The sequence below is a fragment of the Streptomyces sp. DT2A-34 genome, assembly GCF_030499515.1.
Taxonomy (GTDB): domain Bacteria; phylum Actinomycetota; class Actinomycetes; order Streptomycetales; family Streptomycetaceae; genus Streptomyces.
Genome location: NZ_JASTWJ010000001.1, coordinates 7,767,446 through 7,792,940 on the forward strand (window position 1 = coordinate 7,767,446; position 25,495 = coordinate 7,792,940).

The following is a 25,495-nucleotide window of genomic DNA, read 5'->3' on the forward strand; positions in this document are numbered from 1 at the left end:
CCCTTCTATATGCACGTGCATTTAATTACTCTGTCTCCATGGCGACCTCCACGAGTGATCCGATCTCCTTCGACGACTCCGTCCGCTCCCTGCTCGACGGCAGGAACTTCGCCAGCGTGGCCACCCTCGGCCCCGACGGCGCCCCGCAGAACTCGGTGGTCTGGATCAAGCGCGAGGGCGACACCGTGCTCTTCTCCTCCGTCGACGCCCGCCAGAAAGTGCGCAACCTCCGCCGCGACCCCCGCATCAGCGTCTCGGTCTACGACCTCGCCAACCCCTACACCTCCGTCGAGATCCGCGGCACCGCCGAGATACTCCCGGACGACGCCAAGCGGCTCCCGTTCGAGCTCTCGCACAAGTACCTCGGCATCGACCCGCCCGCCGAGAAGGACGACGAGACCCGGGTGATCATCCGCGTCGTCCCACGGAAGATCGTGGGCTTCTCGGCCTGATCGCCGCCCGCTGCCGGTGGCCGTCACCGCTCGGTTCCGGGTGCGGGTGCCGGAAGGCACGGCGAGAATGAAGGGCGCCGGGACTAGCGGTGCGTCCTGCGCCGCGCCGGCCGTCCGGCATCGGGAGGTACTCCATGACCACTGCCGGAGACATCATGCACCGTGGCGCCCAGTGGATCCCCGCCCACGAGACCCTGGACCGCGCCGCCCAGCTCATGCGCGAGCTGGGCGTCGGAGCCCTGCCCATCAGCGACCAGAACGAGCGGCTCTGCGGCATCCTCACCGACCGCGACATCGTCATCGGCTGCGTGGCCGTGGGTCGCGACCCGAGCAAGGTCACCGCCGGCGAGATGGCCCACGGCACCCCGCGCTGGATCGATGCCAACGCCGACATCAGCGACGTGCTGCGGGAGATGAAGGAGCACCAGATCCGCCGGCTCCCGGTCATCGAGAACAAGCGCCTGGTCGGCATGATCAGCGAGGCCGATCTGGCCCGGAACCTGCCGGAGGACCAGGTCGCCCACTGGGCCGAGAGCGTCTACGCCAGGACCACGGCGCCGACGACGCACTGACCCGGCGCACGTCCCTCACCTGAGGTGCCGTCCCCGTCCGGCCGACCGTGCCGGACGGGGACGCACCGCAGTCGGCCGGAGACCGGCGAGGGGAGCGTCAGAGCCATCCGTTGCGTCGGAAGCCGCGGTACAGCGTCACACACGCCACGGATATCACGCCTATGACCAGCGGATAGCCGTAAGTCCAGCGCAGCTCCGGCATGTAGTCGAAGTTCATCCCGTACAGCCCGCACACCATCGTCGGTACGGCGACGATCGCGGCATAGGCCGTGATTTTCCGCATGTCCTCGTTCTGCGCGACCGTGACCTGTGCCAGGTGCGCCTGCAGGATCGAGTTCAGAAGTTCGTCGAAGGCGGCTATCTGCTCCTTGGCCCGCAGCAGATGGTCGGAGACGTCGCGGAAGTAGGCCTGTATCTCCGGCTCGACCACCCGGATGGGCCGCGTGGCCAGTTCCTCGAGCGGACGGCCCAGTGGAACCACGGCCCGCTTCAGCTCGAGGAGTTCCCGCTTGAGCTGGTAGATCCGGCCCGGGTCGGCACGCGCGCCGTTCTCCGCGAACACATCCGTCTCGACCTGGTCGATGTCCTCCTGCATCGAGTCGGTGACGCTCAGATAGTCGTCGACCACATGGTCCGCGATCGCGTGCAGCACGGCGGCGGGACCTTTGGCGAGCTGCTCGGGGCTCGATTCCAGCTCCTCGCGCAACGGGCCCAGCGAACCGTGCCGCCCGTGCCGCACCGTGATCACGAAGTCCCGGCCGACGAACACCATGATCTCGCCGGTGTTCACGACCTCGCTCGTCGCCGTGAGTTCCTCGTGATCGACGTAGCAGACCGTCTTGAACACCGCGAACAGTGTCTCGTCGTAGCGCTCCAGCTTCGGCCGCTGATGCGCCTCGACCGCGTCCTCGACGGCCAGCGGATGCAGGGCGAACAACTCGGCGATGCCCGCGAACTCCTGGTCCGTCGGCTCATGGAGGCCGAGCCAGACGAATCCGGCGCCGCGCTTGCGCACCTTCTGCACGACGTCGACCAGATCGCCGCTCTCCGGGACCCGTACGCCGTCCCGGTACGTCACGCAGTTCACCACTGAGGAGCCCAGCGGGGATCTGGCGGGATGGCTGAGGTCGACGCGGGGGCGCCGTCGAGTCAGCCGTGCCACCTTGCGGAGGCCGCCGACCTTGCTGAGGCCCGTGACCTTCCGCAGATTCCCTGCCATGGACATCTGGATCTCCTTGCGTGGATCTCCCCATTGAAGTGCGACTCGCCTCCGGGGCGCTCCAGCCCCTTCGGTTCGCTCGCGGTGCGCCGCATCTGAGCGCCCTGGCCCGCCAGTTTGCCAGGTGGCTGTGAGACGTGGGTAAGCCTGTGGGAGCAGGTGGTTCCGCTTTGTTCCCGGCTGTGGATGAAGAGTCCGTCCCGGCGTCACCACTCGGAAGGGGCGGCCCTGCGGGATTCAGGGCCGTCCTGCCGAATTCGGGGCCGCCCTGCCGAGCGTCGCCCCCTCCGGACAAGCCGCGCAACTGGGATGATCGCATCATGACGCGAACCCACGGATATCTCCTCGGTAATCAGCAGGACGAGGCGGGCGAGCGCTTCGACGCCTTCGCCACTCTCTTCGACCCCACGACGTTCCGACACCTCGAACGGCTCGGTGTCGGACCCGGCTGGCTCTGCTGGGAGGTGGGCGCCGGCGGCACCTCCGTGGTGTCCTGGCTGGCCAAGAAGGTCGGCCCGACGGGACGGGTCATCGCGACCGACATCGACACCTCACAGCTCACCCCGGCCGCCCGGCCGCCGGTCGAGGTCCGCGTCCACGACGTGGGTGCGGACGAGCCGCCGGGGGAGGGGTTCGATCTGGTGCACGCCCGGCTCGTACTCGTGCATGTGCCGGACCGCGAACGGGCGTTGCGCTCGATGATCAGTGCCCTGCGCCCCGGCGGCCGGCTCCTGATCGAGGACGCCGACCCCGCTCTGCAGCCCCTGCTCTGCCCCGACGAGTACGGCCCCGAACAGCAGCTGGCGAACCGGCTCCGCAACGGCTTCCGCAAACTGCTCGCCGACCGTGGCGCCGACCTCTCCTACGGCCGCCGACTCCCGCGCCTGCTCCGCGAGGCAGGTCTGCGCCGGGTGGAGGCCGACGCGTACTTCCCGGTCGCCTCGCCCGCCTGCGCCGCCCTGGAGTCCGCCACCATCCGCCAGATCCGCGGCCGGCTCGTCACCGAGGGCCTCGCCACCGACAAGGACATCGACCGCCACCTCGCCAACGTCGCCGCCGGAGGCATGGACCTGGCCACCGCCCCGATGATCTCGGCATGGGGGCGCAAGGCGTAGGGGAGTGGGAACTGACGTGGATTCAGCAGAGTCGCCAGAAGCCGGTCGCCGTCACTGCGCCGTGGGCGGCCTTCCACCCACCCGGTCCACCGCCAGCGCACCCGCCCGGCACCCCTCCCGCGCCGCATCCTCGGGCCCGGCGCCCGCGAGCAGGGCCGCGAGGAAGGCACCCGTGAAGGCGTCGCCCGCCCCCGTCGTGTCCCTCGGCGTCGCCGGCGCGGCGGGGACCTGGGCGCGCACCGCGCCGGACCGCGCCACCAGCGCACCGTCCGCGCCCTGCTTGACCACCACCAACGGCACCTGACGGCTCAGCTTGGCCGCCGCGTCCGCCGCGTCGGGCAACCCCGTGAGCAGGCACGCCTCGTCACGGCTGGGAAGCAGGACGTCCACCCCTTCCACCAGCGCCAGGAAACGGTCGACGCCCAACTCCACGAGGAAACCGGCCGACGCCGGATCCAGACTCACCGGCACACCCCGCGCGCGTGCCGACGCCAGAGCTACCGCCACCAGCGCCCGGCTCGGCTCGGAGAACAACAGATAGCCCGAGAGGTGCAGCCGGGCGACACCGTCGAGCAGCGTGTCCGCCCAGTCGTCAGGGCCGAGCCGCAAGCATGCCCCGCTGTCGGTGAGGAACGTCCGCTCGGCAGCGGCGCCCGTGTCGACCAGGCAGATCACCGTCCCGGTCGGCACCTGCGGATCCACGACGAGACGGGGCAGTACTCCGCTCGCGGACAGTTCCCGCTCGTGCCACGCGGCCGCGTCCGTGCCGACCCGCCCCAGGAGCCGCACCTGACTACTGCCCCAATACGCGGCCCAGCAGGCCACATTGGCGCCCGCGCCGCCCGGCACCGTCCTGATGGCCGCGGCCGTGTCCGTGCCCGAGGCGAGCGGCCCCCGGTGCCGGGCGATGACGTCCGTCACCACGTCCCCGACGACCAGCAGCGCGCCGTCGCGCTCGTCGACCGGAGTGGGCCCGTCCCCCGCGCCGCCGTGCCCCGGCCCGTTCCCCGGCTCGCTCACGCCCCGGCCCAGGCCGCCGCGATCCGCCCCGCCAGCCGTACGTTGCCGCGCACCGCCGCGAGATTGGCGCTCAGCGAGGCACCGTCCGTGTGTCGTACCAAGTAATCCAGCAGGAACGGCGTGACCGCCTGACCGGTGACGCCCTGCTCGTCGCACGCGTGCAGCGCGTCGGCGAGCACACGCGTGTGCAGCTCGGGATCCAACTGCTCAGCCTCCGGCACCGGATTGGCGACGATCAGCGCCGACTCGGGACCGTCGAGCGCGTCCTGAGCGCACATCACCTCAGCCACCTCCTGAGGTGACCGAAGCGTCCAGTCCACCGGATGCCCCGAGTCGGACAGATAGAAGCCGGGGAAGCGCTCGGTGCGGTAGCCGGCGACCGCGACGCCGAGGGTCTCCAGGCGTTGCAGGGTCGCCGGGACATCCAGGATCGACTTCACCCCGGCACACACCACGGTGATCCGCGTGCGCGCCAGCAGCCCCAGGTCGGCCGACTCGTCCTGCGTCACCGTCCACTCCCGGTGCACACCGCCGAGCCCGCCCGTCGCGAACACCCGTACGCCGGCGAGCGCCGCCAGCAGAGCCGTCGCCGACACCGTGGTCGCCCCGCTTGCCCCGGCGGCCACCGCGAGCGGCAGATCCCGGTGCCCCAGCTTGCGGATACCGTCCTCGTTCGCGATCCGCTCCAACTGCTCCTTGTCCAGCCCGACATGGGGCCGCCCGTCCAGCACGGCGATCGTCGCGGGAACCGCGCCCTCCCGCCGTACGACGTCCTCCAGCTCCAGCGCCACCTGCAGATTGCGCGGGCGCGGCAGCCCGTGCGCGATGATCGTGGACTCCAGGGCCACCACGGGTTGACGCGCGTTGATCGCCTCCCGCACTTCTTCGGACACCACCAGCACCACGCGCATGCCTCCCTGTCGTTCGGTCTTCCCTCATCTCTGGCGGGCGCCACGCCCGGTCAAACCCTTGCGGCCTGTGGGAGACGACACCAGCCTGGGACGCATGAACGACAACACGACACGTCTCGACCACGTGGTCCTGTGGGTGCGCGACCCCGCCGCCTCGGCCGAGTTCTACGAGAAGACGCTCGGTATGGCACCGATCAGGCTCACCGAGTTCATCGCGGGTGAGGCGCCGTTTCCCTCGGTGCGCGTCAACGAGGAGACCATCCTCGACCTCATGCCGATGGCCATGGTGGAGCGCATGAAGATGCTCCCCGGCGCCGACCGGAGCGCGGGACACCCGGTCAATCACGTCTGCCTGTCCTTGCCGGAGGCCGACTTCCGCGGCCTGCGCACCCACCTGGAGGAGCACGACGTACCTGTATCGGACTACTCGTACGACTCCTTCGGCGCCCGCGGCAAGGCCAGGCGCAGCTTCTACTTCCGCGACCCCGACGGCAACGTCTTCGAGGCCCGGCACTACGACTAGCGCGTTGAGAAGGGGGCCACACGCGGAGCTTGCTACCGCGTCCGTGCTCCGGCCGGCCTCCGCGCGGCTGTCTGGCAACAGCGGCGATCGGGAACAGCGAGGAAGCACCTGGCCTCCTCCGCCCCTGGGGGTGCTGCGAGCCAGTCCTGACGTCAGTCGCCCACCGGAACGTCGGCGGCCCGTCTGCCCCGCGTGAACAGCGCCAACGCCGCCAGCGGGAGCAGCAGGCAGGCGGCGGTGAAGTTCAGCCAGCCGTAGCTCGCCTGGGCGACGACGAGCCCGGCGGCCGCGCCACCGACGCCCGCGGAGGCGTTCATGACGAGGTCCGACAGACCCTGAGCGGCGGCCCGCGCGGGCTGCGGAACGGAGTCCGTGAGCAGCGCGGAACCGGAGACGAGCCCCGCCGACCAGCCGAGGCCCAGCACGAAGAGCCCGACGGCCGTCTGCCCGTGACTGCCGCCTGCCGTACCGGCGAGGAACGCCGCGCATGCCAGCAGCCCCACGGCGAGCCCGATCCCGGACAGCCGCCCCAGCCGGTCCGACAACCGCCCCATGAGCGGTGCGAACGCGTACATGCCGGCGATGTGGCCGCTGATGACCAGCCCGATCAGGTCGATGCCCGCGCCGTGGTGCGCGAGGTCGACCGGGGTCATCGCCATCACCGACACCATGGCCGTGTGCGCCACGGCAACGGTCACCACCGCGAGCCGCGCCCGCGGCGAGGCGGCCACGGCTGCCATCCCGGCGCGCAGTGAACGGGCCGCGGGCGACTGCTCCTCGGCCGGCGCGAGCGCACGCGCCGTCAGCAGCGGGTCCGGCCGCAGCAGTACGGCGACCACGACCGCGGATATCAGGAAGATCCCGGCCGCCCAGAGGAACGGACCCGCCGCCGCGGGTATCCCGAGGCCCGTGACGCTCCGACCGGCGGGCGAGGCGATGTTCGGGCCGACGACCGCGCCGATGGTGGTGGCCCATACGACGAGCGAGATGGCCCGGGCCCGCCGCTCCGGTTCGGCCAGATCGGCGGCCGCGAACCGTGCCTGGAGGTTCGCCGACGAGGCCGCGCCGAAGGCGGCCATCCCGCACAGCAGCAGCGGAAAGCTCCCGATGCCGGCCGCGACCACCGTGACACCGGCGCCGACGGCTCCTATGAGATAGGCCAGGACGAGTCCGGGACGCCGCCCGCGCGCGGTCATCAGCGCGGCCAGCGGCATCGACAGCACCGCCGTACCGGCCACGGTCGCGGTGGGCGCGAGCCCGGCCAGCGACTCGGTGCCGCTGACCTCCGTCGCCAGGACGGCCGCGAGCGCGATGCCGGTGGCGACGCCCAGCCCGCCCAGGATCTGCGTCGCGACAACCGGTCGGGCGTGATGGACGCGACGGACCCTCGGACGACGGCGGTCACGATGCACACCCGGTTGTACGGCGCGCCCGGGCGGCCCACATGGAGCAGCCCCCCGGACCTGCCGGCAACGGGACAGCACACCGGACCGGCCGCGTACGGGTGGGTGATACCGGCCGCGTGCAGCCGGGTGAAATGTGTCGTCACAGGCGCAGTCTCCCCCTCTTCTCCCGCCTGTCTTCTCTTGCCTGTCCAGCTCTGCGAAAGACCGGATGCCTCAGAACAGCGGCTCCGGCAGCACCCCCTCCAGCGCGAGCAGCTTCCGCTTGGTCTCCAGGCCGCCCCCGAACCCGCCGATGCCGCCGTCGCTCTCCACGACCCGGTGGCAGGGCACGACGACCGGCAGCGGATTGGCGCCCATCGCCATCCCCACCGCCTGGGCCGCGCCCGGCTGCCCCACCCGTCCCGCCAGGTCGCCGTACCCGACGACCGTGCCGTACGGGACACCGGACGCCAGCTCGCGCAGCACCTGCCGGTTGAAGCCGGAGATGAGCGACCAGTCCAGCGGCAGCTCGAAGTCGCGCCGGGAGCCCGCGAAGTACTCCTCCACCTGACGTATCGCCTGGGCCAGCAGGGGAGAGCCGGGCGCCTCGACCGGCTCGGCGCCCAGCCTGGACGCCAGTCGGTCCAGCGTCTGGTCGCGCACGCTCTCCTTGGCGTGGAACACGACGCTGACCAGGCCGTCGCGGGTCGCGGCCAGCATCAGCGGACCGATGTCGGTACCGACGACGGCCCACACGACCTGCTGCTCGTACTGCCCATGGCTGTCCATGCGCCCACCGTACGACCCACCACTGACAACGCCCCGGGAGCGGGCACCGGCTGCCGGCCTGGCCTCAGCCCTTGGGGAACGCGTCCCGCACCACGTCGGGACTGTTGGTGATGATGCCGTCGACTCCGTACCTGCCGACCAGCCGGGCGGTGTCCGCGTCGTTCACCGTCCAGGTGAAGACCTCCAGCGGCCCGCCCTGCGGTCCCTCGAACTCGTGGACGGAGGCGACATAGTCCGTGGAGATGGAGGAGTGCGAGGGGTTGATCTGGTCGACGAAGGTCGCGTACCAGGACAGGTCCGCCACGGCCGGCGTCCCGAGGAATCCGGTCTTCACGGCCGGCTTCAGCTCGTGGACGGTCCGCATGCTGTCGGCACTGAAGCTCTGCACGATCAGCCGCCTCGCCAGGTGGTCCGGGTCGAGCCAGCCCTCGTTGCCCAGGACCTTGAGGGTCTGCCGCTCGATGCCGGGGTACAGGTCGGGATTCTTGATCTCCAGGAGCAGCTTCTGGTGGTGCAGCTCCACGCGGTCCATGAACTGCTCCAGCGTCGGTACGCGCTCGCCCGCGTAGGCGGGGCCGAACCAACTGCCCGCGTCCAGGTGTGCGATCTCGGCGGCGGTGAAGTCCTTCACCTTCCACGGCGCCCGGTCGGGGAAGACCTCCTCCACATCGGTCGTGCGCTTCAGATTGTCGTCGTGGAGGACGACCAGCTCGCCGTCCTTGGTGCGCTGGACGTCGTTCTCGACCCAGCTGACGCCCAACTCGGCGGCCTCGTCGACGGCGGCCAGCGTGTTCTCGGGGGCGTACGCGGAGGCCCCCCGGTGGGCGATGATCGTGGGCCGCTCGGCACCGGCCCGGGCGGCGGAGGCGGGGAGCAGAAGGGCGGCGGCTCCCAGGAGCGCGGTCGTCGTTGCGGCTACAGCGCGCGCGTGCATGCGTACTCCTCGCGTCGAACGATCACGGACAGCTCAACTGTGACAGCAGAGGGTCAACGGTGGGGGTGTACAGAATGGCCACAGATTGAATGGAGTTGCCCGGGCCCGCTCACTCGTGCCGCACAACTGAGGCAAGGCCGTGTTTCTTTGCCGGAGAATCGTTCGACCATTCCGGTGGGGGTTACTCTCTGCCTCAACCCTGACCGCTCGGGCGGTCCTGGGAAGGGGCGCATTCCACAGAGTTCCGGGACGTAAGAGGGCGGGAAAGGCAGCCGCGTATGCAGGGCACGATCGACGGATTCAGCTACGGACTCGTCACACCGCTGGTGGCCTACCTGATGGCCTGCCTCGGCGGTGCCCTCGGCCTGCGCTGCACCACCAGATCGATGCTCGTCTCGCAGTCCTGGCGGCCGGGCTGGCTCGCCCTGGGGTCGGCGGCCATCGGCTCCGGCATCTGGACCATGCACTTCGTCGCGATGATGGGGTTCACGGTCAAGGAGACGCCGATCCACTACGACAAACCGATGACGTTCGCGAGCCTGGCCGTCGCCATCGTCATGGTGGGCGTCGGGATCTTCATCGTCGGCTACAAGGGCGCCAGCGGAGCGGCCCTGTTCACCGGCGGCACCATCACCGGCTTGGGCATCGCCTCGATGCACTACCTGGGCATGGCCGGCATGCGACTCGACGGCAAGCTGGAGTACAACACGTTCACCGTCGCCGTCTCCGTCGCCATAGCCATGGTGGCGGCCACCGCCGCCCTGTGGGCCGCCGGACAGGTCAGGGGGCTGATGTGGAGCGTGGGCGCGAGCCTCGTCATGGGCCTCGCCGTCAGCGGCATGCACTACACCGGCATGGCCGCCCTCAGCGTCCATCTGCACGGCACGGAGGCCCCCTCCGCGGGCGACTCACCCGCCGCCCTGCTCGCGCCCATGATGATCGGCCCGCTCGCCTTCCTGCTCCTCGCGGGCGCCGTCATGCTGTTCGACCCGAAGATGGTCATGGGGAAGCCCGCCGGCGTCCCCGTCGAGCACAAGCCCGGCGTCCCGGCCCACGCCACCGTCCCGCATCCGACCCGCCGCCCGTCGCTGCGGCCCCGCCGCGCCCTCGGGCAGCGAGGGCCCCGCACCCCGCAAAACCACTGATCGGGCCGCGTTGTCAGTGGCGGGTCGTACGGTTGATTCCATGCGGCCCGTTTCCAGCATCGAACGCACGGTGGCGCCCTTCGAGGTCGTCAGTCCCTACCAGCCCAGCGGCGACCAGCCGCAGGCCATCACCGAGCTCGCCCGGCGCATCGAGGCCGGCGAGAAGGACGTCGTCCTGCTCGGCGCGACCGGCACAGGCAAGTCCGCCACCACCGCGTGGATGATCGAGAAGCTCCAGCGCCCCACCCTGGTGATGGCGCCGAACAAGACGCTGGCCGCCCAGCTGGCGAACGAATTCCGCGAGCTGCTGCCGAACAACGCCGTCGAGTACTTCGTCTCGTACTACGACTACTACCAGCCCGAGGCCTACGTCCCGCAGTCGGACACCTACATCGAGAAGGACTCCTCGATCAACGAGGAGGTCGAGCGCCTGCGCCACTCCGCGACCAACTCGCTGCTCACCCGACGTGACGTCGTCGTGGTCGCCTCCGTCTCCTGCATCTACGGCCTCGGTACTCCGCAGGAGTACGTGGACCGCATGGTCCCCCTCAAGGTCGGCGAGGAGATAGACCGGGATCAGCTGCTGCGCCGCTTCGTGGACATCCAGTACACGCGCAACGACCTGGCCTTCACCCGCGGCACCTTCCGGGTGCGCGGCGACACCATCGAGATCTTCCCGGTCTACGAGGAACTCGCCGTCCGCATCGAGATGTTCGGCGACGAGATCGAGGCCCTGTCCACGCTGCACCCGCTCACCGGCGAGATCATCAGCGACGACGAGCAGCTGTACGTCTTCCCGGCCTCCCACTACGTCGCGGGTCCCGAGCGTTTGGAGCGGGCCGTCAACGACATCGAGAAGGAGCTGGGGGAGCGTCTCGCCGAGCTGGAGAAGCAGGGCAAGCTCCTGGAGGCCCAGCGCCTGCGGATGCGCACGACCTACGACCTCGAGATGCTCCGTCAGATCGGCTCCTGCTCCGGCGTGGAGAACTACTCGATGCACTTCGACGGCCGCTCGCCCGGATCCCCGCCCAACACCCTGCTCGACTACTTCCCGGACGACTTCCTGCTCGTCATCGACGAGTCGCACGTCACCGTCCCGCAGATCGGCGCCATGTACGAGGGCGACGCATCCCGCAAGCGCACCCTCGTCGACCACGGCTTCCGCCTGCCCTCCGCCCTCGACAACCGCCCCCTGAAGTGGGAGGAGTTCCAGGAGCGCATCGGGCAGACGGTCTATCTGTCGGCGACCCCGGGCACCTACGAGCTCTCCCGCGGAGATGGCCAGGTCGAGCAGATCATCCGCCCCACCGGCCTCGTCGACCCCGAGGTCGTCGTCAAGCCCACCGAGGGCCAGATCGACGACCTGGTCCACGAGATCCGGGAGCGGGTGGAGAAGGACGAGCGCGTCCTGGTCACCACTCTCACCAAGAAAATGGCCGAGGACCTCACGGACTACTTCCTGGAGCTCGGCATCCAGGTGCGCTATCTGCACAGCGACGTCGACACGCTGCGCCGCGTCGAGTTGCTGCGCGAACTGCGCGCGGGCGAGTTCGACGTCCTGGTCGGCATCAACCTCCTCCGCGAAGGCCTCGACCTTCCCGAGGTGTCCCTGGTGGCGATCCTCGACGCCGACAAGGAGGGCTTCCTGCGCTCCGGCACCTCTCTCATCCAGACCATCGGCCGCGCGGCGCGCAATGTCTCCGGCCAGGTCCACATGTACGCCGACAAGATCACCCCGGCGATGGCGAAGGCCATCGACGAGACCAACCGCCGCCGGGAGAAGCAGGTCGCGTACAACAAGGCGAACGGCATCGACCCCCAGCCGCTGCGCAAGAAGATCAACGACATAGTCGCGCAGATCGCCCGTGAGGGCGTCGACACCGAGCAGCTGCTCGGCACGGGTTACCGCGCCAAGAAGGACGGCCGGGGCACCAAGGCCCCCGTGCCCTCCCTCGGTGACAAGGCGGTCAAGGGCGCGAAGGCGGCCAAGTCCGCCAAGGGCAAGGCCAAGGAGACGGTGCCGACCGACCGGCCGGCGGCCGAACTTGCCGAGCAGATCGAAGAGTTGACGGAGCGTATGCGCGCCGCCGCCGCGGATCTGCAGTTCGAGATCGCGGCCCGGCTGCGTGACGAGGTGTCCGAGATGAAGAAGGAACTGCGCCAGATGAAGGAGGCGGGCCTGGCCTGACGGGCCCACGGGTGCCGGTCCACGCTCTGGAACCGGCGCCCTCGAACGGCCTGCCAGGGCACGCCGAGCACGCGCTGTGTTGCAAGACCGACACAAAGTGCGGACCGGGGTACGGCACTGTCAGTGGCCCTGCGTAGGGTTCTGGTCATCCGCGGTGTCCGCGGCCAACAGGGGACAGCTCGAGAGGGGAATCGGCACGTGACCGTCAACATGACCAAGGGTCAGGCCATCAGTCTGCAGAAGAGCGACGGCGGCAGCCTGACCGCGGTGCGCATGGGTCTCGGCTGGCAGGCGGCTCCCCGGCGCGGCCTGTTCGGGTCGCGCACGCGGGAGGTCGACCTCGACGCCTCCGCGGTCCTGTTCGCGGACAAGCAGCCGGTCGACGTCGTCTTCTTCCGCCACCTGGTGAGCGACGACGGCTCGGTGCGCCACACCGGTGACAACCTCGTCGGCGGTGTCGGCCAGGGCGACGACGAGGCGATCCTCGTCGACCTCGCGCGCATCCCGGTCCACATCGACCAGATCGTCTTCACTGTGAACTCCTTCACGGGCCAGACCTTCCAGGAGGTGCAGAACGCGTTCTGCCGCCTGGTCGACGAAACCAACGGTCAGGAGCTGGCCCGCTACACCCTCGCGGGCGGCGGCGCCTACACGGCGCAGATCATGGCGAAGGTGCACCGCAACGGCCCGGGCTGGACGATGACGGCCCTCGGCACGCCGGCCAATGGCCGCACCTTCCAGGACCTGATGCCGTCGATCCTGCCGCACCTGTAGGACATGAAGGACCTCTAGAGCGGCCCGGTGAGCGGCACACCACACGACAAGCGACACAGGGGGACGAAGGCATGACGGCCGAGCTGGTGCGGGGGCAGAACCACCCGCTCTCCCAGGCCCGTCTGGAGATCCGGGTCTCGGCCGGCACGCCGATCGTGGCCGGAGCGGCGCTCGGTGACGAGCAGGGCAGGATCCACGGCGTCGAATGGGTGGCCCACCCCGGCGCCCCCACCCTGCCAGGCCTCGAGGTCTCCCGGCAGGCGGCCGCCGACCATCGCCTCGCGGTGGACCTGGACGCCATGCCGGAAGCCGTCCACCGCGTCAGTGTGCTGCTCGCCCTGCCCACCGGGGTCGCCGGTCCCACCCGGTTCGGTGCAGTCGCCACCCCCTTCGTCGCGGTCACCGGCCTCGACGGCACCGAGGTCGCGTCCTACACCATCACCGGCCTGGAGGCCGAGTCGGCTGTCGTCGCCCTTGAGCTCTACCGCCGCCAGGGTGCCTGGAAGGTGCGCGCCATCGGCCAGGGCTACGCAGGCGGCCTCGCCGACCTCTTCACCGACCAGGGCCTGCCCCAAGCCCACCAACTCGCCGGCGGCATCAACGAAGCGGTGGCCCAGGGCATGGCCCGCAGCGTGCCGGCCCCCCCGCCCCGGCCGGACGGCGACCGCTCCCGGCAGACGGCCGCACCGGCACTCGGCCCGGACCAGGGCGGCCCCGCACCACAGGGCACCTCCGGCCCCGTACCGCCTCCGCCGACCTCGCCCTACGGCACCCAGGCGCCCGGCACGTCCGGGCAGCCCACACCGCAGCCGAACTCCCCGTACGGCACCCAGCCGCCCGGCGTACCCGGCCAGCCCCCGCAGCCGCCGCCGTATCAGGGCGGAACCGGCGCCACCGACCCCGCCCAGCCGTCCGTGCCCACGTCCGGCGGCCCGATCAACTACAGCCACCCGCGCCGCCAGAGCGCGGCCCCGCCGCCTCCGCCGACCGCACCACCGGCCCAGCCCGGGCAGCCCGCGCAGCCGGTCGCGGGTGACGCCACCGGCTGGTCCATGGACGAGCGGCTCTACAACCAGGTGTGGGGCATGTTCGAGGACCTGGCCCGCACGACCGCCGCCTACCGCAGCGCGGTCGACTTCGCCGACTCGCGCATGGAGAAGGAGCTCGACCAGGTCCTGTCGGATCCGCGCAGCCGGATCGGCGGACAGGGCGACGCCGCACGCGAGGCGGCCCAGGCCAAGCACGCCCAGCTGGTCAACCAGGCCAGGGCGGCGCTCGACCGGGACCTGGCCCAGCTCACCGCCGAGTCCGAGGTCGTCGAACCCGCGCTGCCGACCGCGTACGCGCGGTGGGACAACCCCGTCTGGCACGGCTACCGCGTGCCGATGGAGATCCCCATGGCGCTGCGCCTGGGCGACCTCCACCTGCCCGAGAGCGCCCCATTGCGCATACCGATGCTGGTCCGGCTGCCGTTGGAGCGCGGCTTGTGGATCGACAGCGGACGCGGCGGATCGCTCGACGGATCGTTCACCGACTCCCACGACCTGCGGCGCCTCGCGATGGAGACGGCGCTGGCGCACGCGGCCCGGCTGCTCGCCGTCTATCCGGCGGGCGAGTTCACCGTGCACGTCATCGATCCTGCCGGTTCGGGCGCGCAGACGCTCGTACCGCTGGTGCAGACCGGCGTGCTCGCAGCCCCGCCCGCTGTGGGCGCGGCGGGTGTCACGGAGGTCCTCGCACGACTCACTCAGCGCGTCGACCTGGTGCAGATGGCCCTGCGCGGCGGTGCGCCCGACTCCCTGCCGCCGGGTTTCGACACCTCCGAGCAGCTGCTGATCGTCAATGACTTCCCGCACGGCTTCGACGACCGGGCCGTGAACCAGCTGCGCTACCTGGCGGACGAGGGGCCCGCCGTCGGCGTCCACCTCATGATGGTCGCGGACCGTGAGGAGGCCGCCGCCTACGGCCCGTTGCTCGACCCGCTGTGGCGTTCGCTGATGCGACTGACCCCGGTGCCGGACGATCACCTCGCCGACCCGTGGGTGGGGCACGCCTGGACTTACGAGCCCCCGCTCGTGCCGCCCGGCAGCCAGGTGCTCCAGCAGGTGCTCACACAGGTCGCCGCAGCCCGGACCAAGCACAGGTAAAGAGCCCCTGACCAGCACACTTGGCCTTTCTTTTGCCAAGCGTTTTACCTTTCCTTGGTGATTGGGGTACTGTTCATCGCACGGAGGGGAGTACTCCCTGTCTGCTGCGACGTACCCGTCAATACGGATCCGGCCAGATCCCGGGGCGTCGGCCCATCGTGGGTGGAAGAGACCTCCGGCGCGCGACGACGCTGACATTTGCCGTTACGACTGCCGGAGGCGCAGTGGATGTTTCCCCGACCCTATGGGTCCTGACCATCGTGGGCCTTGCCGCCCTGATCGCGGTCGACTTCTTCATCGGCCGCAAGCCGCACGACGTCTCGATCAAGGAAGCCGGTATCTGGACGGTCGTCTGGATCGTCCTGGCGGGCCTCTTCGGGCTCGGCCTGCTGATCTTCGGCGGCGGACAGCCCGCCGGTGAGTTCTTCGCAGGCTTCATCACCGAGAAGTCGCTGAGCGTCGACAACCTCTTCGTCTTCGTCCTGATCATGGCGAAGTTCGCGGTGCCCTCGCAGTACCAGCAGCGCGTGCTCCTCATTGGCGTCCTCATAGCCCTGGTCCTGCGCGCGATCTTCATCGCCGCGGGCGCCGCGATCCTCGCGAGCTTCTCGTGGGTGTTCTACCTCTTCGGTGCCTTCCTCATCTGGACCGCCTGGAAGCTCATCCAGGAGGCGCGGGCCGACGAAGAGGACGAGGAGTACGAGGAGAACAAGCTGCTCAAGGCCGCCGAGCGCAAGTTCGGTGTCGCTGACCGCTACCACGGCACCAAGCTGTTCATCACCGAGAACGGCAAGCGGATCATGACCCCGATGCTGGTCGTGATGCTGGCGATCGGCACCACGGACGTGCTGTTCGCCCTCGACTCCATCCCGGCGATCTTCGGCCTGACCCAGGACCCGTACATCGTGTTCACGGCCAACGCCTTCGCCCTGATGGGTCTCAGGCAGCTGTACTTCCTCATCGGCGGCCTGCTGAAGAAGCTGGTCCACCTGAGCTACGGCCTGTCGATCATCCTGGGCTTCATCGGCGTCAAGCTGGTGCTGCACGCGCTGCACGAGTCCGGTGTCCATGTCCCTGAGATCAGCATCCCGGTCTCGCTCGGCGTGATCTGCTCGGTCCTGATCGTCACCACGATCACCAGCTTGAGGGCCTCCAAGAAGCAGGCGGCGGCCGAGGCGGCGCAGGAGCGGAGCGAAGGCGCTCCGAAGGACAGCATCGACGTCTGATCACGTCGGACGTACGAAGAATCAACACCGGGAGTGGTGCCCAGCGAATTGCCGAGCACCGCTCCCGGTGCTTCGTTGGGCGCTGGGTGTCCCCGGCCGGGGACACCACGGCCGGGCGGAGGCACCTGTGGACGCACCCGTGAAGTTCGTGCAGATCATCGACTTCGAGACCGAGCGCATCGACGAGATGCGGGAGCTGGGCCAATGAGACGGAACAGCGCCTGTCAGGTCGCACCGGCGGCCCCACGCGCCGTCTCGTCCTCAAGGACCGGGGCGAGGCCAACCGCTACCTCGTGGTGATCGAGTTCGACTCCTGCGAGGACGCCATGCGCAACAGCGACGACCCCGAGACGACCAAGTTCGCGGAGCAGATGGCCGCACTGTGCACCAGGCCGCCGTCCTTCACGGACTGCGACGTACAGGAGATGACCGATTTCGCGTAGCGACACACGACCCACAGGGGCCCCGCATCCCGAGGGCGCGGGGCCGCCTGACAACGATCCGGACCGGAGTGCGAACCCTCAACGCCTCTGCGACGATCGCTCCATGATCGCTCGGCTCAGGCCGCTCACGACCCAGTGGACATACGTCGTGCCGGTGCTCGCGGTCGTCCTGCTGGCCTTCACCTGGGGACGGGACCTGCCCGGCGCCCTCGTCGCGCTGGTGACACTGGTCCTCGCGGGGGCCGTCCTGGCCGCCGTACACCATGCCGAAGTGGTCGCTCACCGGGTCGGCGAGCCCTTCGGCTCCCTGGTCCTCGCCGTGGCCGTCACGATCATCGAGGTCGCCCTGATCGTGACCCTGATGGCCGACGGCGGCGACAAGAGCTCCACCCTCGCCCGGGACACGGTCTTCGCGGCCGTCATGATCACCTGTAACGGCATCGTCGGCCTCTGTCTGCTGGTCGCCTCGCTGCGCCACCGTACGGCGGTCTTCAACCCCGAGGGCACGGGCGCCGCTCTCGCGACCGTCGCCACCCTGGCCACGCTCAGCCTGGTGCTGCCGACGTTCACCACGAGCAAGCCCGGGCCGGAGTTCTCCAGCGTGCAGCTGACGTTCGCCGCGCTCTCCTCGCTGATCCTGTACGGCCTGTTCGTGGCGACGCAGACCGTGCGGCACCGCGACTACTTCCTCCCCATCACCCGGCAGGGCGAGGTGATCACCGCCGACCACCACGCCCATGCGCCCTCCGCCCGCACCGCGAAGATCAGCCTCGGGCTGCTGGGCCTGGCCCTGATCGGTGTGGTCGGCCTCGCCAAAGGCGTGTCGCCCACCATCGAGTCCGGGGTGTCGGCCGCCGGCCTGCCGCATGCCGTCGTCGGTGTGATCATCGCCCTGCTGGTGCTGCTCCCCGAGACGATCGCCGCGCTGCGCTCCGCCCGCCGTGACCGCGTGCAGACCAGCCTGAACCTCGCGCTCGGTTCGGCGATGGCCAGCATCGGCCTGACCATCCCCGCGGTCGCCCTTGCCTCCGTCTGGCTCTCGGGCCCACTCGTCCTCGGCCTCGGCCCCACCCACATGGTGCTGCTCGCCCTGACGGTGGTGGTGAGCTCGCTGACGGTGGTCCCCGGGCGGGCGACGCCGCTCCAGGGAGGCGTTCATCTGGTGCTGTTCGCGGCGTATCTGGAGCTCGCGATCAATCCGTAGCCGCTGTGCTCCGCGGCCGATCGTCCTTCGCGGCTGCGGAGCACAGCGGAGCCGTGCTGTCCGGAGCCCGTCACCCGATGGCGGGCTCCGGCGCCGCAGCAGGCGCCGGACGCGTCTCGGGCAGCAGTGCGAAGCACCCCAGGCTGAGCAGCGCGATCCCGGTCAGATAGGCCCCCACACCCCACGGCACCCGACCGCCCTGCTCGGCGAGCGCCGTCGCCACGATCGGTGTGAGCGCGCCCCCGAGGACGCCACCGAGGTTGTAGCCCACCGCCGCGCCCGTGCAGCGCACCCGGGGCTCGTACAACTCCGGCAGATACGCGGCGATCACGGCGAACATCGTGATGAACGCGAGCATCGCCCCGAGGAAGCCCAGGAACATCAGCAGTGGCTCGCCCGTCGCGAGGAGCGCGACCAGCGGAAACATCCACAGGACGGCGGCAGCGCACCCGATCAGGGTCAGGGGCCGCCGCCCGTACCGGTCGCCGAGCATCGCCACCAGCGGTGTGAGCGAGCCCTTCACCACCACCGCGCCCATGACGCAGGTCAGCATGACGCCCCGGCTCACACCGAGCCGCTCGGTGGCGTAGGCGAGGGACCAGGTCGTCACGGTGTAGAAGATCGCGTATCCGATCGACAGCGCCCCGGCCGTCAGCAGAACGAGCCGCCAGTGGTCGTGCACGACTTCGGCCAGCGGCACGCGCGCGTGGTCGTCGATTTCGAGGAACCGGGGGCTCTCGGTGAGCGACGACCGCAGCCAGAGCCCCACCACCGCGAGCACCCCCGCCGCCCAGAACGGCACACGCCATCCCCACGCGGCGAACTGCGCGTCGGACAACGTCGCCGACAGCCCCAGCACCACACCGTTGGCGAGCAGAAAGCCCAGCGCGGGCCCGACCTGCGGGAAGCTCGACCACAGACCACGCCGCTCGGCCGGCGCGTGCTCCACGGTCAGCAGGACGGCCCCGCCCCACTCCCCGCCGAGCCCCAGGCCCTGCAGAAAGCGCAGCACGAGCAGCAGCAGGGGAGCGGTGACACCGATCGTGTCGTACGTCGGTACGCAGCCGACCGCGACCGTGGAGGCGCCGGTCAGCAGCAACGAGGCGACGAGGACCGGCCGGCGTCCGTGCCGGTCCCCGATGTGCCCGAACAGCACCGACCCCAGTGGCCGCGCCACAAAGCCCACGCCGAACGTCGCGAAAGCGGCCAGGGTTCCCGCCACTGGCGAGAACGTCGGGAAGAACAGCGGCCCCAGGACCAGCGCCGCCGCGGTCCCGTAGACGAAAAAGTCGTAGAACTCGATGGCTGTTCCGGCGAGCGAGGCGGCCGCGAGCCGCAACATGGAGGGCGCCCTTACGGTGCGTACATCTTGCATGCCGCGTCAACTACCCACGGTGACCACGGGTTACGGGGGCGTACAGGCGCGCCGGGGCTTGGTCAGTACGTGACGGTGATGCGCCGGGCGGGGCCGTCGACGCGGACGATGCCGCCGTAGGGGATCACGAGTTGTGGGTCGGTGTGCCCGTAGTCCACGTCGAAGACGATCATGGTGTCGGGAGCGTAGGCCCGCATGGCGCGCAGGACGGCCTCGCGCTGCTCGGCCGCGTAACGAGCGGCCTCCTCGGGGCTGTTGGGGCGCTCGAAGGACCAGGTCTTCGCGCGGCCCATCAGGAGTGCGGAGAAGCGCTGGAGCAGCCCGCGCTCGCCCATGTTGCGCATGGTGCGGAAGACCTCCTCGCCGCTCGGCATCTCCTCCGAGGTCTCCAGGAGCAGCACTCCGCCGTCGTATTCCGAGAGGTCGCGCGCGATCTCCCGGTCAGCCATCAGCATCCAGCCGAGGATCTCCAGACAGCCGCCCCAACTGCGGCCTTCCACCACCCCGTCGGCGTTCACCCACGTCCATCCGTCGGAGGGTCGCATCTCCGGCTCCGCGTCGAAGGTCGCCGGGTCGGCCCAGTCACGGTTGATGTCGTTCCAGAGCTCTGCGGGCTTCAGCTCGTACTCGCCCGATGTGAAGAGCGCCGCCCGCAGTGACTCGGCGGTCAACTGGTCCATGGCAACAGGGCGGCCCAACGCGGTCATGACGGTCGCGCCGTGGTAGCCGACGATGCCGGTGTTGCGCAGGAACATGAGCAGGTTCGTGTTGTCGCTCATCCCGAAGAACGGCTTTGGGTTTGCCCGGATCAACTCCCGGTCCAGCAGCGGCAGCACGGTGATCTGGTCGTCGCCGCCGATCGACGCGATGACCGCCTTGATGTCGGGATCGGCGAACGCGGCATGTATGTCGTCGGCGCGTTCCTGCGGCGTCGATCCCATCTTGCGCGTCGAGGGGTACTCGACCGGCTCGAGTTCGTAGTCCTTGCGCAGCCGCTCCAGGCCCAGTTCGTAGGGGCGTGGGAAGAGCCCGGGCAGGCCTGCGCCGGGGGAGATGACGGCGACGCGGTCGCCGGGGGACGGCTTGGGAGGGTACGAGATCATGGTCATGACGGGAGGGTATGACTCGTGGCGTGGCCCGCGCACCGTGATAAACCGGGGTCTGAACAGCGGTCACCGACGGACCGCCACACCCTGAACGGACCGGAGGAACCGTGCCCCGCACCCTGGCCAACGCCCCGATCATGATCCTCAACGGCCCCAACCTGAACCTTCTCGGCCAGCGTCAGCCGGAGATCTACGGCTCCGAGACCCTGACCGATGTCGAGGCCCTGTGCGCCAAGGCGGCGGCCGCGCACGGCGGCACGATCGACTTCCGGCAGTCCAACCACGAGGGCGAACTGGTCGACTGGATCCATGAGGCACGGCTGAACCACAGCGGGATCGTGATCAACCCCGGCGCCTACTCGCACACGTCAGTTGCGATTCTGGACGCACTCAACACCTGCGACGGACTACCCGTGTTGGAGGTCCACATCTCCAACATCCACAAGCGTGAGTCGTTCCGGCACCACTCGTATGTCTCCCTGCGCGCCGACGGCGTCATCGCTGGTTGTGGTGTGCAGGGGTACGTGTTCGGGGTGGAGCGGGTCGCCGCACTGGCGGGGGCGGGACAGGCCGACACGTGAAGCGGCCGGGCGGGGCGGGCGTGTAGGTCCGGCGCACCTATGACCCCTGTGGATGCGTAAGGCCCGTGGACGTGTAAGTCCCGTGGATGTGTAAGTCCCGCCGACCATAGCGAGCGGTCCTTACAGTCGCCCCGCCTCCACGATCCGCCGCAGGAAGCGCTGGGTGCGCTCCTGCTGCGGATCGCCGAAGATCTGCTCGGCCGTGCCGCGCTCCAGCACCACGCCTCCGTCCAGAAAACAAACCTGGTCGGCGACCTCGCGGGCGAACCCCATCTCGTGCGTGGCCAGCACCATCGTCATCCCGTCCCCCTTCAAGTCGCGGACGACGGAGAGGACTTCACCCACGAGCTCGGGGTCGAGGGCGGCGGTGATCTCGTCGAGCAACAGCAGCCGGGGGCGTACGGCCAGGGCGCGGACGATGGCGACCCGCTGCTGCTGGCCGCCGCTCAGCCGGTCCGGGTACTCGCCCGCCTTGCCGGCCAGCCCGAGCCGTTCCAGCAGCTCACGCGCGCGTGCCTCGGCCTCCGCCCGGGACACACCGTGCACCCGGCGCGGGGCGAGGGTGATGTTCTCCAGGACCGTCATGTGCGGAAAGAGGTTGTACGCCTGGAACACCACGCCGATACGGCGTCGTACGGCGTCCTGGTCGGCGCGCGGATCGGTGATCTCCTCGCCGTCCAGCCAGATCGCGCCGTCGTCGATGTCCTCCAGCAGGTTCGCGCACCGCAGCAGCGTGGACTTGCCGGAGCCGGAGGCGCCGATCAGCGCGGTCACGGTGTGCGGGGCGACCTCCAGGTCGACGTCCCGCAGCACGACCGAGCCGCCGAAGGTCTTGCGGACGGACTCCATGCGCAGCACAGGTGCGTCGCTCACAGGGCTCCTCCTTGGGCGCGGCGACGGTCCATCCGGGCCGTCACCCAGTCCGTGAAGCGGGTCATCGGGATGGTCAGCGCCACGAAGACCAGGCCCGCGACGATGTACGGCGTGTAGTTGAGACTGCGGCCCGCGATGATGTCCGCGGCCCGTACGGCGTCCACCGCACCGCCGATCGACACCAGCCCGGTGTCCTTCTGCAGCGACACCAGGTCGTTCAGCAGCGGCGGCACCTGACGGCGCACGGCCTGGGGCAGGACGACGTGCCGCAGCGCCTGCCGGTTGGTGAGGCCGAGGGAGCGGGCCGCGGCGCGCTGCGAGGGGTGGACGGACTCGATGCCGGCGCGGAACACCTCGGCTACGTACGCCGAGTAGGTCAGCGTCAGCGCGGTACCGCCCAGCAGTACCGGATCGACGGTCACGCCCTGCAGCCGCAGCGCGGGGACGCCCAAGACGACGATCATCAAGTTAATGATGAGCGGAAGCCCGCGGAAGAAGTCCGTGTACGCCGCCGCCAGCGCCCGCAGAGGGAAGAACACCGGGCCACGCAGCGTACGCGCGACGGCGATGAGCATCCCGAGGACCAGCACGGCCGCACCGCAGACCAGCAGCAGCCGGACGTTGAGCCAGAGCCCTTCGAGGACCTTGGGGAACGCCTCGCGCGCGTACTGCCCGTTGAAGAACGTCTCCTTGGTACGTGGCCAGCCCGGCGCGTTGACCACGACCAGGTAGAGAGCGACGCCGGTGACCAGGGTGGAGAGGGCGGCGATCGCCGTGGCGCGGCGGGCGCGGTTGCGCTTGTAGCGCTCGCGGTCGAGACGTCGCTGCGAGGGGACGTAGCCGTCGCCGCCCGCGCCGGACATGCCGCCGTTGTCGTCCGCGCCCTCCTGGCCGGACTCCGCCTTCGTGACCGTCACTTGAGCACCGGAGCGTCGACGGCGTCCGACAGCCACTGCTGCTCGAGCTTGGCCAGGGTGCCGTCCTTGCGCAGCGTGTCCACGGCGTCGGTCACGCACGCGGTGAGCGCGCTGCCCTTGTCGAGCACGAGCCCGAACTGCTCCGGCGTACCGCCCTGGTTCTCGAACTGCCCGACGATCGTCGCGTCCGTCACCTCGGCCGCGGTGATGTAGAAGGCGGTCGGCAGGTCGACGACGATGGCGTCGACCTGACCGTTCTTCAGCGCGGACTTGGCCTGGTCGTTCTTGGCGTACGCTGCGGCTTCCTGCGTCGGCTTCACCACGTCGTCGATGTAATCCAGGCTGGTGGTGCCGACCTGTGCGCCCAGCTTGAGGCCCTTCAGGTCCGCGATGCTCTTCGCCTGGGCGGCCTTGGTGCCCTTCAACGCGATGACGGCCTGGCGGACGTCGTAGTAGCCGGAGGAGAAGTCCACGGCCTTCTTGCGCTCGTCGCTGATCGACACCTGGTTGATGTCGAAGTCGAAGGTCTTCTCGCCGGGCGCGAAGGCCTTGTTGAACGGCACGCTCTGCCAGACGACGGCGCTCTTGTCGTAGCCGAGCTGCTTCGCCACGGCGTACGCGACCGCCGACTCGAATCCCTCACCGCCCGCGGGCTTGTCGTCCTTGAACCAGGGCTCGTACGCCGGTTCATCGGTGGCGATCGTCAGCTTGCCGGAGGCCTGGGTGGCCAACTTGCCCTTGGCACAGGTGTTCCCGGCCGACCCCGACGGCGCGTCGGCGGCCTTGTCGTCCGGCTGTGGAGCACAGCCGAGAGCGGTGGCGAGCAGGGCGGTTGTTGCGACGGCGACGGCGCGGCGCAGCGCGCGAGGGGCAAGGTGCATGGCGGGAGATTGACAGTACATCGTCGTGTTTGTCGAGGTCAGGACGGTAACTGTCCGCATAGTGGGAACGGTTGTTGCGTTCCTGTGAACAAGCCCTCGGTGCGCCGCCGGGGCCGCCGGCCGAGGGCGGGGATGGAGAGACCGGCGGCCCTTACCGCTCAGGAGCCGTCATCCTGTGCGGGGCTGCTTCCAGTTGACCGCGCAACAACGTCCGCCGGGAGCGCGCGCGTGGCACCGGCGCGTGTGAACGATTCACACGGGGCGCGTACGCGGGGGTGCGCGCTCACGTCCGCGCGCTCACCGTCCTCGCGCGCTCACCAGCCCCGCGCGCGCCACTCCGGCAGCTGCGGCCGTTCCGCGCCCAGCGTCGTGTCGTTGCCGTGGCCCGGGTAGACCCAGGTCTCGTCCGGCAGCACATCGAAGATCTTCGTCTCGACGTCGTGGATCAGGCTGGCGAACGCCTTTGGATCCTTACGGGTGTTGCCCACGCCGCCCGGGAACAGGCAGTCCCCGGTGAACACATGGGGATGCCCGTGCGGGTCGTCGTAGACGAGGGCGATCGAACCCGGCGTGTGCCCGACCAGGTGGCGCGCGGTGAGCTCCACGCGCCCCACCCGGATGGTGTCGCCGTCGTCGACCAGGACGTCGGTCGGCACCGGGATGCCCTCGGCGTCGTCGCGTCCGGCATAAATGCGTGCCCCGGTGGCCTCGACGACGGCGGCGAGGGCCTGCCAGTGGTCGCCGTGCTGGTGCGTGGTGACGACGGACGCGATGCCGTCGTCACCGATCATGCCGAGCAGCGCCTCCGCGTCGTTGGCGGCGTCGATCAGCAGTTGCTCGTCCGTGGCCCGGCAGCGCAGCAGATAGGCGTTGTTGTTCATCGGGCCGACCGCGATCTTGGTGATCATCAGGTCCTTGAGCTCATGCACGTCGGCGGGGCCACCGACCGTCACCTGTCCGCTGTACATCATGGCGGCAGCCTATAGCGGGAGAGCGGTCCAGGGCGGTCCAGGAGCTACAGCGGGGGGAGCGACGGCAGCGGGCCGCCCTCCACGGTCAGCCCGGATCCGTCGCGGCGCCCGGCGAGCCAGCCGAGCAGCTCGGGCGCGGGACCTCGGACGGTGATCTCTGCGGTGTCCGCCTCCCGGCCTGTGCTCCACGCGCGCGTGCCGTCCGCGAGACGGGTCGGCGGCACATCGGGGTGCCCGGTGAACCGCTCGGCGAGGAAGTCGATCTCCCGCTCCACGAACTCCGCCGGCAGGTCCTCCAACTCGTACCCGATCCCGAGATCCACGTGATGCAACTCCACCTCGACCCAGCGCCGGAACGGCACCCGGGCCGCCGCGTCGGTGACCCCATTGCGCAGCTCCACGGTGCGCGACCAGTCCGCGGGCGCCGCCCCCGTCTCCTGGAAGCGGGCCGCGCTCTCGCGTACGTCTGTGAGCTGCGCGTCGAGGGGGCGCGGGGCGTCGCGCTCGATGTCGGCGTCCCGGGCCGTCGCCGAAACGTACATGGGGCGCCCTTGGAGGACGTTCACGAGGGCGTCGGCATTGCGGGCGAGGTGTGCGAGGACGTGGCCGCGGCTCCAGCCGGGGAGCCGTGACGGCTCGGCCACCGACGCGTTGTCCAGCTTGGCCGCTGCGGTGAGCAGCCGTTCCGTCGCTTCACGTACAGACACCAGGTCACGAGCGTGATCAATCATGGTGCTGACATTA

General features: G+C 69.9%; 26 protein-coding genes. 13 read left to right on the plus strand and 13 right to left on the minus strand.

Annotation, left to right across the window (positions count from 1 at the left end; genetic code table 11):
• The first annotated feature begins 38 nt into the window (after positions 1-38).
• Both QQM39_RS34645 and QQM39_RS34650 read left to right on the plus strand, forming a co-directional pair.
• Positions 39-452 carry a PPOX class F420-dependent oxidoreductase gene (locus QQM39_RS34645; protein WP_302001509.1) on the plus strand — a complete coding sequence of 138 codons (414 nt, stop codon included), beginning with the start codon at positions 39-41 and terminating at the stop codon, positions 450-452.
• Between the two features lie 134 nt (positions 453-586).
• Complete coding sequence (locus QQM39_RS34650) at positions 587-1,024, plus strand: CBS domain-containing protein (protein ID WP_302001510.1); 438 nt, start codon at positions 587-589, stop codon at positions 1,022-1,024.
• A gap of 97 nt (positions 1,025-1,121) precedes the next feature.
• Here the strand turns inward: QQM39_RS34650 and corA are convergent, their stop codons facing one another.
• A complete protein-coding gene (gene corA, locus QQM39_RS34655; protein WP_302001511.1) occupies positions 1,122-2,249 on the minus strand; it encodes a magnesium/cobalt transporter CorA in 1,128 nt (375 codons plus the stop codon).
• Between the two features lie 314 nt (positions 2,250-2,563).
• On the opposite strand from corA, the gene QQM39_RS34660 reads away from it, so the two are divergent.
• The gene (locus QQM39_RS34660) at positions 2,564-3,358 is read left to right on the plus strand and encodes a methyltransferase (RefSeq protein ID WP_302001512.1); all 795 of its coding nucleotides are present in this window, start codon (positions 2,564-2,566) and stop codon (positions 3,356-3,358) included.
• A gap of 51 nt (positions 3,359-3,409) precedes the next feature.
• On the opposite strand, the gene QQM39_RS34665 is transcribed toward QQM39_RS34660, so the two are convergent.
• Both QQM39_RS34665 and QQM39_RS34670 read right to left on the minus strand, forming a co-directional pair.
• Positions 3,410-4,300 carry a carbohydrate kinase family protein gene (locus tag QQM39_RS34665; RefSeq protein WP_302003834.1) on the minus strand — a complete coding sequence of 297 codons (891 nt, stop codon included), beginning with the start codon at positions 4,298-4,300 and terminating at the stop codon, positions 3,410-3,412.
• A 74-nt stretch (positions 4,301-4,374) separates the two neighbouring features.
• Complete coding sequence (locus tag QQM39_RS34670) at positions 4,375-5,283, minus strand: pseudouridine-5'-phosphate glycosidase (RefSeq protein ID WP_302003835.1); 909 nt, start codon at positions 5,281-5,283, stop codon at positions 4,375-4,377.
• Positions 5,284-5,383: 100 nt separating this feature from the next.
• Here QQM39_RS34670 and QQM39_RS34675 point away from each other — a divergent pair, with 100 nt between their 5' ends.
• A complete protein-coding gene (locus QQM39_RS34675; RefSeq protein ID WP_302001513.1) occupies positions 5,384-5,812 on the plus strand; it encodes a VOC family protein in 429 nt (142 codons plus the stop codon).
• Positions 5,813-5,964: 152 nt separating this feature from the next.
• On the opposite strand, the gene QQM39_RS34680 is transcribed toward QQM39_RS34675, so the two are convergent.
• From QQM39_RS34680 to QQM39_RS34690, 3 genes are all read right to left on the minus strand, one after another.
• Positions 5,965-7,224 carry an MFS transporter gene (locus QQM39_RS34680; protein ID WP_302001514.1) on the minus strand — a complete coding sequence of 420 codons (1,260 nt, stop codon included), beginning with the start codon at positions 7,222-7,224 and terminating at the stop codon, positions 5,965-5,967.
• A gap of 207 nt (positions 7,225-7,431) precedes the next feature.
• Positions 7,432-7,986 (minus strand): methylated-DNA--[protein]-cysteine S-methyltransferase, encoded by a 555-nt coding sequence (locus QQM39_RS34685; RefSeq protein ID WP_302001515.1) that lies wholly within the window; start codon positions 7,984-7,986, stop codon positions 7,432-7,434.
• A gap of 64 nt (positions 7,987-8,050) precedes the next feature.
• Positions 8,051-8,920, minus strand: coding sequence for a glycerophosphodiester phosphodiesterase family protein (locus QQM39_RS34690; protein ID WP_302001516.1), 870 nt, complete (start codon positions 8,918-8,920; stop codon positions 8,051-8,053).
• Between the two features lie 278 nt (positions 8,921-9,198).
• Here QQM39_RS34690 and QQM39_RS34695 point away from each other — a divergent pair, with 278 nt between their 5' ends.
• The 8 genes from QQM39_RS34695 to QQM39_RS34725 all read left to right on the plus strand — a co-directional run bounded on the left by QQM39_RS34695 (position 9,199) and on the right by QQM39_RS34725 (position 18,047).
• Complete coding sequence (locus QQM39_RS34695) at positions 9,199-10,065, plus strand: MHYT domain-containing protein (RefSeq protein WP_302001517.1); 867 nt, start codon at positions 9,199-9,201, stop codon at positions 10,063-10,065.
• Between the two features lie 40 nt (positions 10,066-10,105).
• Complete coding sequence (uvrB, locus tag QQM39_RS34700; protein ID WP_302001518.1) at positions 10,106-12,253, plus strand: excinuclease ABC subunit UvrB; 2,148 nt, start codon at positions 10,106-10,108, stop codon at positions 12,251-12,253.
• 198 nt (positions 12,254-12,451) lie between these two features.
• Entirely contained in the window at positions 12,452-13,027 is a 576-nt protein-coding gene (locus tag QQM39_RS34705; protein WP_302001519.1) for a TerD family protein, read from the plus strand.
• A 71-nt stretch (positions 13,028-13,098) separates the two neighbouring features.
• Positions 13,099-15,174 (plus strand): TerD family protein, encoded by a 2,076-nt coding sequence (locus QQM39_RS34710; RefSeq protein WP_302001520.1) that lies wholly within the window; start codon positions 13,099-13,101, stop codon positions 15,172-15,174.
• A 224-nt stretch (positions 15,175-15,398) separates the two neighbouring features.
• Positions 15,399-16,400 (plus strand): TerC/Alx family metal homeostasis membrane protein, encoded by a 1,002-nt coding sequence (locus QQM39_RS34715; RefSeq protein WP_302001521.1) that lies wholly within the window; start codon positions 15,399-15,401, stop codon positions 16,398-16,400.
• Positions 16,401-16,467: 67 nt separating this feature from the next.
• Positions 16,468-16,608, plus strand: a complete 141-nt coding sequence (locus tag QQM39_RS46320; protein ID WP_367669411.1) for a hypothetical protein — start codon at positions 16,468-16,470, stop codon at positions 16,606-16,608.
• An 85-nt stretch (positions 16,609-16,693) separates the two neighbouring features.
• Positions 16,694-16,843 carry a hypothetical protein gene (locus tag QQM39_RS46325; protein ID WP_367669413.1) on the plus strand — a complete coding sequence of 50 codons (150 nt, stop codon included), beginning with the start codon at positions 16,694-16,696 and terminating at the stop codon, positions 16,841-16,843.
• 103 nt (positions 16,844-16,946) lie between these two features.
• Entirely contained in the window at positions 16,947-18,047 is a 1,101-nt protein-coding gene (locus tag QQM39_RS34725) for a calcium:proton antiporter (RefSeq protein WP_302001522.1), read from the plus strand.
• Positions 18,048-18,117: 70 nt separating this feature from the next.
• Here QQM39_RS34725 and QQM39_RS34730 read toward each other — a convergent pair whose 3' ends face one another.
• Positions 18,118-19,389 (minus strand): MFS transporter, encoded by a 1,272-nt coding sequence (locus QQM39_RS34730; protein ID WP_302001523.1) that lies wholly within the window; start codon positions 19,387-19,389, stop codon positions 18,118-18,120.
• Positions 19,390-19,484: 95 nt separating this feature from the next.
• Positions 19,485-20,531 (minus strand): S66 peptidase family protein, encoded by a 1,047-nt coding sequence (locus QQM39_RS34735; RefSeq protein WP_302001524.1) that lies wholly within the window; start codon positions 20,529-20,531, stop codon positions 19,485-19,487.
• 104 nt (positions 20,532-20,635) lie between these two features.
• Between QQM39_RS34735 and aroQ the strand changes: the two genes are divergently transcribed.
• Positions 20,636-21,109 carry a type II 3-dehydroquinate dehydratase gene (gene aroQ, locus QQM39_RS34740; protein WP_302001525.1) on the plus strand — a complete coding sequence of 158 codons (474 nt, stop codon included), beginning with the start codon at positions 20,636-20,638 and terminating at the stop codon, positions 21,107-21,109.
• 120 nt (positions 21,110-21,229) lie between these two features.
• On the opposite strand, the gene QQM39_RS34745 is transcribed toward aroQ, so the two are convergent.
• The 5 genes from QQM39_RS34745 to QQM39_RS34765 all read right to left on the minus strand — a co-directional run bounded on the left by QQM39_RS34745 (position 21,230) and on the right by QQM39_RS34765 (position 25,482).
• A complete protein-coding gene (locus QQM39_RS34745) occupies positions 21,230-21,958 on the minus strand; it encodes an amino acid ABC transporter ATP-binding protein (protein WP_302003836.1) in 729 nt (242 codons plus the stop codon).
• A 20-nt stretch (positions 21,959-21,978) separates the two neighbouring features.
• Positions 21,979-22,899: an amino acid ABC transporter permease gene (locus QQM39_RS34750; protein ID WP_302001526.1), complete on the minus strand. Its 921-nt coding sequence runs from the start codon at positions 22,897-22,899 to the stop codon at positions 21,979-21,981.
• A complete protein-coding gene (locus tag QQM39_RS34755; RefSeq protein WP_302001527.1) occupies positions 22,896-23,780 on the minus strand; it encodes an ABC transporter substrate-binding protein in 885 nt (294 codons plus the stop codon). Before QQM39_RS34755 ends, QQM39_RS34750 begins: the two co-directional genes overlap by 4 nt.
• Before the next feature lie 314 nt (positions 23,781-24,094).
• Complete coding sequence (locus tag QQM39_RS34760; RefSeq protein WP_302001528.1) at positions 24,095-24,751, minus strand: MBL fold metallo-hydrolase; 657 nt, start codon at positions 24,749-24,751, stop codon at positions 24,095-24,097.
• A 44-nt stretch (positions 24,752-24,795) separates the two neighbouring features.
• A complete protein-coding gene (locus QQM39_RS34765; RefSeq protein WP_302001529.1) occupies positions 24,796-25,482 on the minus strand; it encodes a maleylpyruvate isomerase family mycothiol-dependent enzyme in 687 nt (228 codons plus the stop codon).
• Between the last annotated feature and the right edge of the window lie 13 nt (positions 25,483-25,495).

Coding starts and splice junctions, on each gene's coding strand:
- uvrB (WP_302001518.1), top strand. CDS start 10,106: ATGCGGCCCGTTTCCAGCATCGAACGCACGGTGGCGCCCTTCGAGGTC.
- QQM39_RS34660 (WP_302001512.1), top strand. CDS start 2,564: ATGACGCGAACCCACGGATATCTCCTCGGTAATCAGCAGGACGAGGCG.
- QQM39_RS34690 (WP_302001516.1), bottom strand. CDS start 8,920: ATGCACGCGCGCGCTGTAGCCGCAACGACGACCGCGCTCCTGGGAGCC.
- QQM39_RS34695 (WP_302001517.1), top strand. CDS start 9,199: ATGCAGGGCACGATCGACGGATTCAGCTACGGACTCGTCACACCGCTG.
- QQM39_RS34645 (WP_302001509.1), top strand. CDS start 39: ATGGCGACCTCCACGAGTGATCCGATCTCCTTCGACGACTCCGTCCGC.
- QQM39_RS34735 (WP_302001524.1), bottom strand. CDS start 20,531: ATGACCATGATCTCGTACCCTCCCAAGCCGTCCCCCGGCGACCGCGTC.
- QQM39_RS34745 (WP_302003836.1), bottom strand. CDS start 21,958: ATGGAGTCCGTCCGCAAGACCTTCGGCGGCTCGGTCGTGCTGCGGGAC.
- QQM39_RS34730 (WP_302001523.1), bottom strand. CDS start 19,389: ATGTTGCGGCTCGCGGCCGCCTCGCTCGCCGGAACAGCCATCGAGTTC.
- QQM39_RS34765 (WP_302001529.1), bottom strand. CDS start 25,482: ATGATTGATCACGCTCGTGACCTGGTGTCTGTACGTGAAGCGACGGAA.
- QQM39_RS34725 (WP_302001522.1), top strand. CDS start 16,947: ATGATCGCTCGGCTCAGGCCGCTCACGACCCAGTGGACATACGTCGTG.
- QQM39_RS34755 (WP_302001527.1), bottom strand. CDS start 23,780: ATGCACCTTGCCCCTCGCGCGCTGCGCCGCGCCGTCGCCGTCGCAACA.
- QQM39_RS34710 (WP_302001520.1), top strand. CDS start 13,099: ATGACGGCCGAGCTGGTGCGGGGGCAGAACCACCCGCTCTCCCAGGCC.
- QQM39_RS34760 (WP_302001528.1), bottom strand. CDS start 24,751: ATGATGTACAGCGGACAGGTGACGGTCGGTGGCCCCGCCGACGTGCAT.
- corA (WP_302001511.1), bottom strand. CDS start 2,249: ATGTCCATGGCAGGGAATCTGCGGAAGGTCACGGGCCTCAGCAAGGTC.
- QQM39_RS34650 (WP_302001510.1), top strand. CDS start 587: ATGACCACTGCCGGAGACATCATGCACCGTGGCGCCCAGTGGATCCCC.
- QQM39_RS34685 (WP_302001515.1), bottom strand. CDS start 7,986: ATGGACAGCCATGGGCAGTACGAGCAGCAGGTCGTGTGGGCCGTCGTC.
- QQM39_RS34675 (WP_302001513.1), top strand. CDS start 5,384: ATGAACGACAACACGACACGTCTCGACCACGTGGTCCTGTGGGTGCGC.